The organism is Nitratifractor sp. (assembly GCF_015487065.1).
Lineage (GTDB): Bacteria > Campylobacterota > Campylobacteria > Campylobacterales > Sulfurovaceae > Nitratifractor.
The window spans coordinates 17,078-32,094 of record NZ_WFQN01000050.1 but is presented as its reverse complement, the minus strand read 5'-3'; the positions used below and the strand labels follow the sequence as shown (position 1 = coordinate 32,094).

The 15,017-nt window shown below is 53.6% G+C and carries 14 protein-coding genes; 11 read left to right on the top strand and 3 right to left on the bottom strand.

Annotated elements, in window-relative coordinates:
- Positions 1-147 precede the first annotated feature (147 nt).
- Positions 148-2,232, top strand: coding sequence for an outer membrane protein assembly factor BamA (gene bamA, locus F8I07_RS02730; RefSeq protein WP_292655430.1), 2,085 nt, complete (start codon positions 148-150; stop codon positions 2,230-2,232).
- 49 nt (positions 2,233-2,281) lie between these two features.
- Here bamA and F8I07_RS02725 read toward each other — a convergent pair whose 3' ends face one another.
- From F8I07_RS02725 to bioD, 3 genes are read right to left on the bottom strand one after another with little or no spacing between them, the layout of a single operon-like run.
- Positions 2,282-3,265, bottom strand: a complete 984-nt coding sequence (locus tag F8I07_RS02725) for an aminodeoxychorismate synthase component I (RefSeq protein ID WP_292655428.1) — start codon at positions 3,263-3,265, stop codon at positions 2,282-2,284.
- A gap of 32 nt (positions 3,266-3,297) precedes the next feature.
- Positions 3,298-4,200, bottom strand: a complete 903-nt coding sequence (locus F8I07_RS02720; protein ID WP_292655426.1) for an aspartate carbamoyltransferase catalytic subunit — start codon at positions 4,198-4,200, stop codon at positions 3,298-3,300.
- Between the two features lie 29 nt (positions 4,201-4,229).
- Positions 4,230-4,898: a dethiobiotin synthase gene (bioD, locus tag F8I07_RS02715; RefSeq protein ID WP_292655421.1), complete on the bottom strand. Its 669-nt coding sequence runs from the start codon at positions 4,896-4,898 to the stop codon at positions 4,230-4,232.
- Positions 4,899-4,966: 68 nt separating this feature from the next.
- On the opposite strand from bioD, the gene F8I07_RS02710 reads away from it, so the two are divergent.
- From F8I07_RS02710 to pheA, 10 genes are all read left to right on the top strand, one after another.
- Complete coding sequence (locus F8I07_RS02710) at positions 4,967-5,266, top strand: ATP-dependent Clp protease adaptor ClpS (RefSeq protein WP_292655419.1); 300 nt, start codon at positions 4,967-4,969, stop codon at positions 5,264-5,266.
- A gap of 17 nt (positions 5,267-5,283) precedes the next feature.
- Entirely contained in the window at positions 5,284-7,479 is a 2,196-nt protein-coding gene (gene clpA / locus F8I07_RS02705) for an ATP-dependent Clp protease ATP-binding subunit ClpA (protein WP_292655416.1), read from the top strand.
- Between the two features lie 14 nt (positions 7,480-7,493).
- Positions 7,494-8,225 carry a leucyl/phenylalanyl-tRNA--protein transferase gene (gene aat / locus F8I07_RS02700; RefSeq protein WP_292655413.1) on the top strand — a complete coding sequence of 244 codons (732 nt, stop codon included), beginning with the start codon at positions 7,494-7,496 and terminating at the stop codon, positions 8,223-8,225.
- The gene (locus F8I07_RS02695; RefSeq protein WP_292655409.1) at positions 8,218-9,222 is read left to right on the top strand and encodes a transaldolase; all 1,005 of its coding nucleotides are present in this window, start codon (positions 8,218-8,220) and stop codon (positions 9,220-9,222) included. The genes aat and F8I07_RS02695 overlap by 8 nt, the downstream gene beginning before the upstream one ends.
- The gene (locus F8I07_RS02690; protein WP_292655407.1) at positions 9,219-10,376 is read left to right on the top strand and encodes a type IV pilus twitching motility protein PilT; all 1,158 of its coding nucleotides are present in this window, start codon (positions 9,219-9,221) and stop codon (positions 10,374-10,376) included. Before F8I07_RS02695 ends, F8I07_RS02690 begins: the two co-directional genes overlap by 4 nt.
- A 72-nt stretch (positions 10,377-10,448) precedes the next feature.
- On the top strand, positions 10,449-10,985 hold the full coding sequence (locus F8I07_RS02685; RefSeq protein ID WP_292655404.1) for a 50S ribosomal protein L25/general stress protein Ctc: 537 nt from the start codon (positions 10,449-10,451) through the stop codon (positions 10,983-10,985).
- 9 nt (positions 10,986-10,994) lie between these two features.
- Complete coding sequence (gene pth, locus F8I07_RS02680) at positions 10,995-11,567, top strand: aminoacyl-tRNA hydrolase (RefSeq protein ID WP_292655402.1); 573 nt, start codon at positions 10,995-10,997, stop codon at positions 11,565-11,567.
- Entirely contained in the window at positions 11,554-12,663 is a 1,110-nt protein-coding gene (locus F8I07_RS02675) for an LptF/LptG family permease (protein ID WP_292655401.1), read from the top strand. Before pth ends, F8I07_RS02675 begins: the two co-directional genes overlap by 14 nt.
- A gap of 50 nt (positions 12,664-12,713) precedes the next feature.
- A complete protein-coding gene (lysA, locus tag F8I07_RS02670) occupies positions 12,714-13,934 on the top strand; it encodes a diaminopimelate decarboxylase (RefSeq protein ID WP_292655399.1) in 1,221 nt (406 codons plus the stop codon).
- 1 nt (position 13,935) lies between these two features.
- Positions 13,936-15,003: a chorismate mutase gene (gene pheA / locus F8I07_RS02665; RefSeq protein ID WP_292655397.1), complete on the top strand. Its 1,068-nt coding sequence runs from the start codon at positions 13,936-13,938 to the stop codon at positions 15,001-15,003.
- The last annotated feature ends 14 nt before the right edge of the window (positions 15,004-15,017 follow it).

The window sequence follows — 15,017 nt, the reverse complement described above, 5'->3', positions numbered from 1 at the left end:
GATCTACACGCGTAAGATCGTCGGCAGCATCAGATGTGTATAAGAGACAGATATTAAATAATACGAAAATATTATCAATTTTATTTTAGTCAAATCAAGGTAGTATATTGATGAAAAACTTTCCAAAAGAGAGGGAAAAGGATATCCATGTTCAAAAAAGCTCTAATTCTGGTGCTTTTCGCATTTTCGGCGATGACAGTTCAGGCGGCAGTGCCTCATAAAGCGCCGATAACCAGCATTGAGATTGAGGGGATCAGTGACTCCGACAAACTGATGGATCTCATCGGTCTGAAAAAAGGAGATCTCTATACTCCGGCCAAAGTAGAGCATGCCAAAGAGGCCATCATCAAGGCACTTCAGGCTCAGGGGCTTTACGGAACCACCGTCAAGACCAAGGTTGAGCAGGTCAACGACGGTGTGGCGATCACTTTTGATGTCAACAAAGGGGAGGAGATCAAGATCGACAAGGTGAAGTTTGTCGGAAACAAAAAGGTCTCTACTTCCGACCTGGAAGAGAACCTGGTCAACAAGGAAGGGACCTGGTTCAGTTGGGTTCCCATCATCGGCGGCGGAGGGGGCAAAGCGGTCCCTGACCAGCTCCCCTATGACCAGATGCGGATTCGAGAAGCCTATTTGGAGCGTGGTTTCCTCGATGCCAAAGTGGCTGAGCCGCTGATGAAGATGGATTTTGCCAACCACAAAGCGGAAGTGACCTACGTGGTTCAGGAAGGGGAGCCCTACACTGTTGCCGATGTCAAGATCACCGGCAAAGTTCCGGGTCTCAAAACTGAGCAGATCATGGAAGATATGAAGCTCAAGCCGGGCAAGATCTTCAATGTCAAGAAACTGCGCCATGACCTCAAGACTCTCCAGGAGAAGGTGGGAGATATGGGGTATGCTTTTGCCCAGATCAGACCTCTCTTCAAAAAAGATTCCAAAAAACATACCGTCTCGGTTACCTATCAGATTAACCCTAATAAGAAGGTCAGGATTCATGACGTTATCATCACCGGCAATACCAAAACACTGGATTATGTGATTCGACGCTATATCTATCTGGCCCCCGGCGATCTTTTCAGCTATACCGATCTGCAGGATACGAAAAAAGAGCTCCAGCGTACCGGATTCTTCGACAAAGTTGTCGTTAAACCCCAGCGGATCAACGACCATGAGATGAATCTGGTTGTAGAAGTTACCGAAGCCCAGACCGGCAGCCTCTCTGGGGGTGTCGGCTACGGAAGTTATGACGGGTTCATGGTCAATGCCGGTGTCTCCGACCGTAATATTCTCGGACGAGGAATTGCCGGTTCACTTAATCTGGAATATGGGCAGAAAAGTCACAATATAGCTCTTTCCTTTAAAGATCCCAGAATCTTCAATTCGCTTTTTAGCCTATCGGTAGGTGTCTATGATTCTAAAAATAAATATGAATATGACGATAATGAGACAGAAGATTATACAGTCAGTCGCCGAGGAGGATGGCTCTCTATCGGGCGCAAAATCGGACACAACTGGGATGCTTCAGTGGGATATTCCTATACTGATGTAGACTACCATGACTACACTCCTCCCAGTGATGTTGAGCATGCTTTCGAATCCTATAAAAAATCTTCTATTCTAGCATCAGTAGCTTTTGACAATACCGATGACTACTATGTTCCCCGGGAAGGGATCTATACCAAACTTGCTCTGGAGTATGCGGGAGTAGGCGGCGATGCTGAATTTTTCAAAACCGATTTCAAATTTGCCACCTATTACGGGTTGGAAGATATGATCGATTACGATCTGATTCTACGTTACAAGCTTCACGCCGGATATATCAACGATGACGGTTATACACCGATGGCGGAGATGTTTACGTTGGGCGGTGCACGCGATGGAGTGAGAGGATTCGCCCCCGGATCGATCTCCCCCCGATATACCGACAGCAACGGTCATCGATACATTGCTGGGGGTAATGAGATCCTGGTCAACTCGATCGAAGCGAGCATTCCTCTCGATATGGTGACACGCAATATGCGTTTGACCGGATTCGCCGATTACGGAATGATCAAAAATACGGTCTATGAGGATCTCGACGATAAAGGATGGATCAACCGGGCTTCCGTCGGAGCACAAGTGGAGTGGCGTTCACCCTTCGGTCCTATCAATCTTATTTTTGCGACACCTGTCAATAAGAAGAGCGGTGACAATACGGCATTCTTCGAATTCAACATGGGAGGAAAATTCTAAATCCCGATAGAAATTTTTCCTCTGAAGTCCCTAATTTCTGTCGAAAAGTTCACGGCAGATAGATTTTTGAGAGCAACTCCTGATATTCTCGTTCTGGGTCGCTGTCCAGAGTGATTCCTCCTCCGCTTTTATAATAATAGAGACCCTCGCTTTCCGCTTTCTCCAGGAAGCGAATCAAGACAGCGGAACGCAGCTCCTCCCTCTTGCAGACTCCAAAGACTCCTGTATAAAAACCCCGCTGATAATTTTCTATTCTCTCGATGATCTCTAGTGTTTTGCGCTTGGGGGTACCGCTAATAGAGCCCGCCGGGGTGATCTCTGCCAGGATTGATCCGATATGAGCGCGCCAATCGTCGGAGAGTTCGCCGATGATTTCGGAACTGACCTGGTAGAGGTCTCTGTCGCCGGCGGGGATTTTATCCAGATAGCGAAAGCGGGTAACGCGGACGTTGCGGGAGACTCGGTTGAGATCGTTTCGCATCAGGTCGGTGATCATGACGTGTTCCGCCGTCTCTTTGGGGTCCTGTAGGATTTTTTCAGCGGCATCCGGGAGGGAGGCGTCGATGGTGCCTTTCATCGGATAGGTGAAAATTTTTCCGTGACGGATCGTGATGAACTTCTCGGGACTGAAACAGGTAAAAAGGCCTGGCAGGTGGAGTTTGTAGGGAGCCTGGGCACTGTAATATATCTCTTCGAGAGAAGCTTGGGTCTCTATCGGGCTGGCAAACGTCAGATTGAGCAGATAGGTATTGCCGCGACGGATCTCTTCCTGAACCCTCTCAAAAGCGTCGAGATAGTCGGTGTAAGCGGGTGGGAAGATACGGATTCCTCTTTCGCTTGAAGGTTTCGGAGGAGGAAGTTTCGGCTCATTGCTCCAATCGTCCAGCCGATAGAGGAGCTTGCAGGGAAGTTGATCCAGGGGTTCCGCCAGAATCCGTTCTCTGTCAAAGGATATGAGAAAAAAGAAATCTTCTCCCCCCGTTCCCAGAGCGTTGAGACGACGAAAGCCCTCCTGTGTTTCATAAAAGGTCATCAGAGGCGAACCGGCTTAGCTTTTGGGAAGCATTAGGCGTCCATGGGAGTGTTCCGGACATCGAGCAAAAGAAGTTTTAAAACGGCCATTCTGACATAGACACCGTTTTTGACTTGATCCAGGACCATGCATCGCGGATCTTCGAGGATCTCGTCGGAGAGGTCGATGTTGCGCATGACGGGGCCCGGATGCATGATCACGATTCCCCGATCTTCCAGCAACTCCTCGGTGATGCAGTAGCGGCGGGCATAGGCGGCATAGTCGTCGAAGATCGGTTTTTTGTGGCGTTCCAATTGAGCTCGGAGGCTGATAATTACCTCCACATCGTCCAGGACCTCCCGGAGATCTTCGAATTGGGGAAGATCGGTTACAGGAGGCATAAAGGGTTTGGGTGCGACGAGTGAGACCTGGATTCCCATACGGCGAAAGAGACGGATGTCGCTGGCGGCGACACGGGAATTGACGATATCGCCGACGATCGCTACACGCAAGCCTTCGAGCTCTCCGCCGAACCATTCGTAGAGGGTGTAGAGGTCCAGCAGTGCCTGGGTCGGGTGGGCATAGTTTCCGGCGCCGGCGTTGATGACGGGGACCCTCTCCATCTCTGCCAGACGGGAGGGGGTGTCGTTTTCACTGTGGCGGATGATGACACCGTCGGGCTCCATGGCACAGAGATTGGCGAAAGTATCCTCCAGGGTTTCGCCCTTTTTGGTGGAGCTGCGGGAAGGGTCCAGATGGACCATCTCGGCCCCCAGGCGTTTGGCCGCCACCTCAAAGGAGCTGCGGGTCCGGGTGGAGTTTTCAAAAAAAAGCGTAAAGAGGAGTTTGCCGCTGAGCAACGGAGCCGGTCGGCGGCTTTTGAACGACGCAGTGTCTTCCAGGATCTTCCAAATCTGTTTGAGAGTGAGTTGATCGGTGTCGACGAGATGTTGCATCGGTATACTCCGTGATTTTTATCTCTATTTTATCGAATCCCGAGTGGGGATCGGTTTAGAAAGTGCTTCAGAAAGGTGTCCAGTCCCTCCTGTAAGGTCCACCATTCATCGGGAAATGCCGCATCATAATAGGGGCGGCTGACCCGATCGAAGCTTTCACGATTCCGATAAAGATTGACACACCAGTCAAAGGGCAGTTGACGGGATTTGAGCATCTCCAGGCTTAGGAGTGTCGCATTGATCCCCCCCAGTTCCGAGGAAACGACGAGAAGGATATGGCCCCCGATATCCCGGGCAAGGTCGATCATCATATAGTCCGAGAGGATCGGAACCATCAGCCCCCCGGCTCCCTCGATGATCAGGAGATCGCAATGTGACTGGAGTTGACGGATTTTGTCAAAGATTTTGTCAAGAGAGATGGTCGCTGCCTTGTCAGCGCAAAAAGGAGCGGCGGGGAGGAGAAAAGTGTAGGCGCAGAGATCGTGTGCTTCAAACGTGGCGAAAGCGGGGTTGTAGCGTTGAACCGCTTCCAGGAGACGGGCCGCATCCGCCGGAACGTTTCCGACCCCGGTTTCGATCGGTTTGCAGGCACCGACCCTGATGCCTGAACGGCCCAGTCGGTCAATGAGTTGTACAGCGGTACAGGTCTTTCCCACATCGGTTCCGGTGGCACTGATAAAGATCGGCTGCACTTGCATTTCCTTGCGAAATATGTATAATTGATCTTGATTGTAACACACAAGATGTTTGAAAGAGAGGACTGACCGTGCCGAGAATCGAAGAGGAGATCGAGAACGAGATCGAACTCAAAGAGCCGGAGCTCTATCGGGTGATTCTGCACAACGACGACTACACCACGATGGAGTTTGTCATCGATGTCCTGCAAACAATTTTTCACAAGAGTTCCCGGGAAGCCGAGGAGATCATGTGGACCGTGCATGAAAAGGGACAAGCGGTCTGCGGCATCTACACCTACGAGATCGCCGAGACCAAGGTGCAGCAGGTCAAGCTCAAAGCTCGGCAGAACGGCTTCCCGCTTCTGGCAACCCTGGAAGCGGACGAATAGAGAGGAGACAAACGAAGATGATTAGTGTTGAACTAAACAAAGTCTTTATGCGTGCCGTAGAGTACGCCAAACGCAAACACCATGAATATCTGACCATCGAGCATGTTTTTCTGGGTATTCTGTCCAGTCGAGCGGGGGAACAGCTCCTGCGATTGCTCGGTGCCGAGACCCAGGAGATGAAAAGGGCTATCGTCGCTCATATCGCCGCCCATGTCCCTCAGGTTGAACAGGAGGCGGAGCCGGTGGAGACAGTGTCGCTCTCCCGAACGGTCAATGCGATGATTACCCAGATTCAGGCCGCGGGAAAAAAAGAGGCGACCATCGGCAATATGCTGGTGGCGATCCGGGATCAGCAGGAGAGCTATGCCGCCTATCTGATGGAGCGCGCCGGGATCAGCCGGCTGGATATCCTGGAAGCGATCTCCCATCAAGGCAGATCAATCGAAGAGAAGGAAGCAGAGCAGACTCCGCAGAGCACCACCCCCAATCTGGATGACTTTACCGTGGAATTGACGGCTCTGGCCGCCCAGGGGAAGATCGATCCGGTGATCGGACGGACCGAAGAGATCGAGCGGGTGATGCAGACCCTCTGTCGTCGCAAGAAAAACAATCCACTTCTCGTCGGGGAACCCGGAGTCGGCAAGACCGCCATCGCCGAGGGCTTAGCCCTCAAAATTGCCGAGGGGGAGGTTCCCGACGCGATTCGCAATGCCAGGATCTATGCCCTGGATATGGGAGCGCTGGTAGCCGGGACCAAATACCGGGGGGATTTCGAAAAGCGCCTCAAAGGGGTGATCGAAGAGCTCAAAAGCGTTCCGGAAGCGATCGTCTTCATCGACGAGATCCATACGCTGGTCGGAGCGGGGAGTACCGGCGGCGGCAGTATGGATGCCTCCAATATTCTCAAACCGGCCTTGGCCAGGGGAGAGCTCAAGTGTATCGGCGCCACGACCCATCAGGAGTATCGCAACTTCTTCGACAAAGACAAGGCCCTCTCCCGACGGTTCGCCAAAGTGGACGTAGAGGAGCCCAGTGTCGAAGAGACTTTTCTGATTCTCAAAGGGGTCCAGCACAAATACGAAGCGCACCACAGGATCCGTTTCAGTGACGAAGCGTTGCGCAGCGCCATCGATCTGAGTGTCAAATATCTGCATGAACGTTTCCTGCCGGACAAAGCCATGGATCTGATCGATGAAGCGGGGGCCCATTTCATGCTCCGGGGAGAGCGGGACGTGGAGGTGACGGCCAAAGATATCTCCCGGATCCTTTCGACGATGCTCAAACTGCCTCCTGCCACTTTGGAAGAGGAGGATACCGAGCGGTTGCGCCGACTCAAAGAGCGTCTACAGGAGCGGATCGTCGGACAGGAGGAGGCGATTGAGCGACTGACCCAGGCGATCAAACGCTCCTATGCCGGGCTCAACCGTCCCGATACACCCATCGGCAGTTTTCTTTTTGTCGGCCCCACGGGGGTGGGCAAGACCGCTCTGGCCCGTGCCCTGGCCGAGACACTGGGCATCCATTTCGAACGGTTGGACATGAGCGAGTATATGGAAAAACACGCCGTGAGTCGTCTGATCGGTGCGCCCCCGGGTTATGTGGGGTACGAACAGGGAGGATTGCTGACGGAGATGATCAAAAAGCATCCTCACACCGTCCTGTTGCTGGACGAGATCGAAAAGGCCCATCCCGACATCATGAATATTCTGCTGCAGGTGATGGACAGCGCCACGCTTACCGACAATAACGGCGTGGTGAGTGATTTCAAAAATGTCATCCTGGTCATGACTTCCAATTTGGGAACCAAAGAGCCCGGTGTCATGGGCTTTGCCAAAGAGTCCGGGGCCAGGACGGAGCGGGCGATGAAGGATTTCTTCTCCCCTGAGTTCCGCAACCGTCTCAGTGCCACCGTGGAGTTCGCTCCCCTGGGGCTGAAAGATCTGGAGCGGATCGTCAAGATTCAGATCGAAGATCTCAACACCCAGCTTGCCGGGAAAAAGGTCAAAGTCAAACTCTCCAAAGAGGCCCGGCGCCATCTGGCAAGGCTCAGCCAAAGCGAGGAGTTCGGAGCGCGGGAGATCGCCCGGGTCATTGATGAAAAGATCAAAGAGTCTCTGACCGACGCCATCCTCTTCGGTCCGCTGAAGCAAGGCGGCACCGTCCGGGTTGTTCTCGACGAGACAGACGATCTGCACTTTACTTTCGAGAGCTGAAGGCACAAAGTCCGATGTCCTCTATCTTTGACCCCGATTATTTCATTACGCCGCTGAGCCCCTATTCCCACACGTTTCCCGATCCCAGGCATGCGGCGGAGGAGGGGCTGCTGGCCTTCGGCGGTGATCTCCATCCCGACCGCATTCTCAAAGCTTACCGCCACGGGATCTTCCCCTGGTACAATCCGGGAGATCCGATTCTCTGGTGGTCTCCCGATCCGCGTCTGATCCTCTACCCGGATCAGCTTCGGGTCAACCGCTCCTTTCGACGCATCTTGCGAAACCGAAACTATACGGTGCGTTTCGATCACGACTTTCCTGCCGTCATCACCGCCTGTGCGTCGATGCCCGAACGTCAGGAGCGGGGGACCTGGCTGACGTCCGAGATGCAGGAGGCCTATACCGAACTGCACCGCCGGGGTTTTGCTCACAGTGTCGAAGTCTATGAAGAGGAGGCTTTGGTCGGCGGGCTCTACGGGATTGCTATGGGACGGGCCTTTTTCGGCGAATCGATGTTTTCCCGTACCCGGGACGGCTCCAAAATCGCGCTCAAGGCTCTCAGTGATGTTTTAAGGGGAAAAGGTTATGATTTTATCGACTGCCAGGTGGTCTCGGATCACCTGGTGCGGCTAGGAGCCGTCGCCGTCCCCCGCCAACAGTTCCTCGAAGAGTTGGAGGCGGCGCTATCTTCCGCCCCGGAGCTGGGAAGCTGGTCAAATTACCGATGGGAGTATCAAGATGATTGATGACAATCTGGGATTTTCGCTCTGGCTCGACTTTATCGAACGGGATTTCCTCAGGCACGATTTTGTGAAAATGGTCGAAGAGGGCATAATCAACGGAGCGACCAGTAATCCCTCTATCTTCGCCCAGGCGATCAGTAGTTCTCCTGCCTACGAGGAGGCTTTCACCTCTCTCCGGGGATTGACACCCAAAGAAAAGTATGAAGCGTTGGCTATCGAGGATATCAAAAGTGCCGCTATCGCTTTGCGCGGGGTTTATGATGAGGGGAGTGAAGGCTATATCAGCATCGAAGTCGATCCCTTCCTCGCCAACGATACCGAGGGGACTATCGCCGAGGGGCGACGCCTCTTCAAAAGCATCGGCGAACCCAATGTCATGATCAAGGTGCCGGCGACGGAGGCAGGGTTCCCGGCGATGCGGGCTCTGCTGGCCGACGGGATCAGTGTCAATGCGACCCTGGTCTTTTCTCCGATGCAGGCCAAGGAGTGTCTGAAGGCGATGAAAGAGGGGATCGACGAGTTTGAAAATACCGGCGGAGAGCGGGTGGAAGCGGTCATCAGCGTCTTTGTCAGCCGTTTCGACCGACTGCTGGATCCGATACTGGAGGAGAAGGGACTGCCGGTGGGACGGACCGGTATCATGAACGCCGCCAAGATCTATGGAATGGTCCAGCGAAATCATACCCCCTCGATTCGAACCCTTTTCGCCAGCACCGGGGTCAAGGCGGGGCAACCGTTTCCGGCGGATTACTATATCCGTTCCCTTTACGGTCCCCATTGTGTCAATACGGCCCCTCTCGAGACCATCGAAGCTTTTGAAGCCGGTGGGCATCCCGAGATCACCCTTCCCCGACCGGAGGAGGAGATCGACGCCTATTTTGCCGAACTGGGGCACCACGGAATTGTAATGGATGCGGTTTACGGGCAACTGATGCGTGAAGGGGTCGAAGCCTTTGAAAAGGCATTTTCCGACATGCTGAAACGGCTGGAGAACGCATGAAAGATAAACTGAACAAATACCTTAAAACCCTCGTGGCCCACGGAGGTAGTGACCTGCACATCAAAGCGGGCACGGTTCCGCGGGCACGGATAACCGGGATATTGAGAAAACTGGGCGATGAAGTTCTGGATGCGAGCAAAGTCAATCTGCTGGTACGGGAGATCACGACGGCGGAGCAGTATGTACAGCTCAAGGAGCACAAGTCGCTCGATCTGGCCTATGTTTTGGATGAGAAGAACCGCTTCCGTGTCAATATCTTTTACCAGATGGACGGCCTCAGTATCGTGATGCGTTTGATTCCGTCAGATATCCCCAGTGTTGAGGAGCTCCGTTTGCCGGAGGTGATCAAAAGCTTTGCCGACAAAGGACGAGGCCTGGTCCTGGTCACCGGGGTAACGGGAAGCGGGAAGTCTACCACTTTGGCGGCGATTCTGAATCGAATTAATGAAAAATACTATAAACATATCATCACATTGGAAGATCCCATCGAATTCGTTCACCACGACAAAAAGTGTTTGATCAACCAGCGGTCGATCGGTCAGGATTCCAACTCTTTCCGTGATGCGCTGCCCGCCGCACTTCGGGAAGACCCCGATATTATCCTTGTCGGGGAGATGCGGGACGTGGAGACGGTGGATCTGGCGCTGCATGCCGCTAACACCGGACACCTGGTCTTTTCGACCCTGCATACCCTCGATGCCAAAGAGACCATCAACCGTGTCATCGGCATGTTCCCCGAAGAGGAGCAAAACCGCGTGCGACTCTCCCTGGCTTCGATTTTGGCAGGGGTGGTCTCCCAGCGTCTGGTCCCGACTATCGACGGAGGGCGGATTGCCGCGGTCGAAGTGATGGTCCAGACATCGAGAATTGCTGAATTGATAGCGGAAAACCGTGACTTTGAGATTCCGGATGCCATCGCTGAAGGTCGGGACATCTATAAATCCCAGACCTTTGACCAGCATCTTTACGATCTGGTTGTGGACGGGATCATTTCGGAAGAGACGGCTCTGGAGTATGCCACCTCTCCCTCCGATCTCAAACTCTGGATGGAGGGCATCGGTCGCGGAACGGTCAAAACGCCGGCCAAACATACCGAGGAGGCGAAAATATTGGAGGAGCTGGATGCCTATGATTTCAAAGAGGATGAGGAGTAGCGTCCGGCTCTTAAGAACCTTTCAGGGTTTTTAGGATAGAATTCCGCCCTATTTTACACAAAGGACTACATTATGTTGGAAGGCATCGTTAGAGAGAGTATCGGAAAGAGCAACGCCAAAAAGCTCAAACGAGATGGTTATCTGATTGCCAACATCTATGCGAAAGGGGTGGAGAATATCCATGCCGCTTTCAAGCAGGGTGAATTTATCAGAACCGTCCGCAGAAAAGAGAATCTGGCATTTCCCGTCAAAGTGGGTGACAAAGAGCTCAACGTCGTGATTCAGGAGTATCAGCTTCACCCTGTCACCGGTGATATCCAGCATGTGGATCTGCGCATCGCCGTTCCCGGCGAAGTGACCGATTATCTGGTTCCCGTCAAGACCGTCGGTGTCCCCAAAGGCCTCAAGAACAAAGGGGTTCTGGTTATCACCAAACGCCGTCTGAAAGTTCGCGGCGCGATTGAAAATATTCCCGCCAACTTTACCCTGGATGTGAGTGAGCTGGATCGGGATGAGTCGATTCTTGTCCGGGATATCGACGTTCCCGAAGGGTGCCGGATGATGGACCGCCCCCACGTTTCCGTCTGCGGTGTGATCAAAGCTCGCTAAGGCGACGCCGTGACCCTCTATGTCGGATTGGGAAATCCCGGGCCGACATACGCAAAGACCCGACACAATATCGGTTTTCGGGTCATCGACCGTCTGGTGGCTGAAACCGGTGCCAGAGATATTTCCAAGAAAAGCTTCGAAGGTCACCTCTATCGTGAGGGTGACCGTTTTTTCCTCAAACCTCTTACCTTTATGAATCTCTCCGGCCGCAGCGTCAAAGCCGTCATGGATTTTTACAAAATTCCTCTCGAAGACCTGGTGGTAATCCACGACGATATCGATCTGTCTCTGGGAACCCTCCGTTACAAAGTCGGCGGAAGCTCCGGGGGACACAACGGTCTCAAGTCCATTGATGCCGCAGTAGGCGGTGACTATCTGCGCCTTCGTATCGGTGTGGGGAAACCGGCACGCAAAAGTGAAGTGGTCAGCTATGTCCTGAGTCCCTTTACGGAGCAGGAGGAGGTCATTGTCGAGAAGGTGGTAGAAGCAGCGACCGATGCGGCACTGAAAGTCCCGACGATCTCCCTCAATGAGCTCAAATCCCGCTACACGCTCAAAGGGAGCGGCGATGCAGGGGCCTAAGCGCTATTTCCGCTACATTGCCCGACACTATCTGAAAAACTTTCTGATCCTCTTGATCGGTTTGAGCCTGGCGGTGGTCTTTATCGATTTTCTCCAGAACGCTCAACGGCTCCACGGCGGGGTTAACCGTAAAATTCTCTATGCGTTCTATACCTGGGAATATATGGTCGCGCTCATCTATCCGCTGGTGATATTGATGGCGATGGCTTGGACACAGATCTCGTTCATCTACCGCAATATCTTTGTTTCCCTCTTCTCCTTCGGTTATGGACGGCGACAGCTTCTGCTCCCCTTCCTCGTTTCCGGAGTCGGGATCTATCTGCTCTTTACTTTTTTGCAGATGACTCCGTTTGCCTACGGTCAGGATCGTGCCAGAGAAATTCTCCATGCCGATCGTTACAAAGAGAGATTGACGGATCTCTTCTTCAAATACGACAAAGCCTTTGTCTATGCCCGGGAGTTGGACCCTTTGCGCAAAGAACTCAGAGAAGGGACGCTTTTTGAAATGCAGGGGCGGCGAGTGGTTCGTACTGTTCGTTTTCCGTCGGCGTCCTATCACAAAGGGCATTGGATCGCTCCCCGGGCTGAAATCCGCACCAAGCGCTTTGATTCAAAGGGGCGACTCGTCGGGTTCAAAGACCGCAGCGTTCAAGGGCTGATTGTACTGGAAGGCTACCGCCCCAAGGTCTTTCGCAAGATTTATCAGGGAGGAACGTTTTCCCTGGGAGATTCTATCGCGGCATTGCGGCTGTTGGAGCGGCAGGGGCTCTCGTCGGACAAAGTCAAGTCGATTCTCTCCAACAAAGTCGTTATGCCCCTTTTTGCTCTGGCCCTGATGGTGATTTTCTTCTATCGGACGCCTCCCTATCACCGTTTTGTACGCAAAGAGCAGCTCTGGGTGGCACTTTTGGGGAGCGCACTGCTGTTCTGGGCGCTGCTGTATGCCCTCTTCCGTCTGGGAATGAACGGGGTGATCGCTCCGGAGCTAGGCCAGACCTTGCCCGTCGCGATTCTGCTGATCTATGCATGGGGGCTGGATCGGCGTGAGCGGCGCCGGGAGTCGCCGTCTCTCTCCCTCAGAGGAAACGCGGCCTGATTTGGATAAAATATCCTCCATTTAGACGATCCCACAACGAAGAGAAGAGTATGCAGATTGATTTCGAAGCCTTGGCCCGCCAATACGGTACGCCGCTTTATGTCTATGATTTTGACGCAATGACCGAGAACTATCGTCGGCTCAAAGAGGCTTTTGCCGGTGAAAAATCACTGATCGCCTATGCGGTCAAAGCCAACTCCAACCTCTCGGTGATCGCCCATTTCGGTCGGCTTGGTTCCGGCGCCGACTGTGTGAGTATCGGAGAGGTTCTGCGGGCCCGAACGGCGGGGATCGAACCCTACAAGATCATCTTTTCCGGAGTGGGGAAACGGGACGATGAGATCCGGCAGGCATTGGAAGAGGGGATCTTGATGATCAATCTCGAAAGTGAAGCGGAGATGTACCGGGTGGAGCAGGTGGCCCAAAGCCTCGGCAAAGAGGCCCGGATCTCTATCCGGGTCAACCCCAACGTCGATCCTCAAACCCACCCCTACATCTCCACCGGATTGCATGAAAACAAATTCGGAGTTGAGATCGCGATGGCGAAACGGATGTATATTCATGCCAAAAACTCCCCCTGGCTCGATCCGGTGGGGATTCATTTCCATATCGGTTCTCAACTGACCGAGATCTCCCCGATCCGGGAAGCGGCCGGTATCGTCGCCGATCTGGTCCGTTCCCTGGCGGCAATTGGGGTGGAGATTCGTTTCTTCGATGTGGGCGGTGGACTTGGAGTGGTCTATCGGGATGAGACTCCGATCGAGGTGGAGGCCTATGCCGAAGCGGTCACCTCCGCCATCCGGGGGCTGGATCTGACCATCATCTGTGAACCGGGACGTTACCTGACGGCCAATGCCGGCTGGCTGCTGACCCGGGTCCTCTACGAAAAGCGCAACGGAACCAAACGTTTTGTCATTGTCGACGGGGCGATGAATGATCTTCTGCGCCCCTCGCTTTACGGGGCTTACCATCGGATTGAAATGCTCAAAGAGACGGAGCGTGAAGAGGAAAAGACTCCGGCGGATGTTGTCGGTCCGATCTGTGAGAGCGGAGATTGGCTGGCCAAAGAGTTGCTGCTGCCGCCGACGGAGAGCGGGGATCTGCTCCTGGTGCACAGCGCCGGGGCCTACGGGTTCACCATGGCCAGCAATTACAACACCCGGGGCCGTGCCGCGGAGGTGGCCTGCGAAGCGGGAACGTGTCGTCTGATCCGCGATCGGGAGAATTTCGAGGATCAGATCCGTCTGGAAAAGGGACATCTGGAGGCCTGAGATGACACTGGAGAGTTTGCGCAAAGAGATCGACCGGATCGACGATGCCCTGCTGGACCTCTACAATGAGCGTCTTCGAATCGTTCACGAAGTGGGCCGGCTCAAAAATAGCACCGGGGCGCCGATCTATCGACCGGAGCGGGAGCAGGAGATTCTGGAGCGGCTCAAAGCCCGCAATCGGGAGCGGGGCGGACTGCTCACCGACGAGGCGATCGAGGCGCTTTTCCTGGAGCTTTTCGCCGTCGCCCGCAACTACGAGCTGCCCGAACGGGTCGCCTTTCTGGGGCCGGAGGCGAGCTTCACCCATCAGGCGGCGGAGATGAAATTTGGAGCCATGAGCGCCTACCTCCCTATTCATACCATCAAGGGGGTTTTCCGGGAAGTGGCCGGCGGCAAAGCCAAGTTCGGTGTCGTTCCCATCGAAAACAGCTTCAACGGGATCGTCAGCGACACCATCAGCTGTCTGAGTGATTATGATCTGAAGATCGTCGCGGAAGTGATTGTGGAGATTCACCATGTACTGGCGACCAAAGCGGAGAATATCAAAGAGATCAAGCGGCTCTACTCCAAAGATATCGCCTTCGGTCAATGCAGTCGCTTCCTCGAAGATGTGGGGCTGGACCTGGTAGAGCAGATTCCGGTGGAATCCACCGCCAAGGCGGCACAGTTGGCAGCCAAAGACCCGGAATCCGCTGCCATCTGCTCCGAAGTCGCCTCCCGAATCTACCACCTGCCGGTTCTTTTCAGAAATATTGAGGATGAAGGAAACAACCGGACACGCTTCTTTATCGTCAGTGATTTCGAGAATCGGCCCAGTGGACGGGACAAGACCACGATCCTGGTTCGTTTGCCCAACCGGCCGGGGGCCTTGGTGGATTTCCTCAACGATTTCAAAGAGGCCGAGATCGATCTGACCAAGATCAAATCCCACATCGTCGGGGGAGTATCGATCTTTTTCATCGAATTTGACGGCCATAGAGAAGACGAGAAGATCCGGAAGATTTTCGAAAAACATCGGGAGTCGATCAAATTCCTCGGTTCGTATGTGAAAGAAGCCGATGATGTCTGACAGAAGCGTTGAGT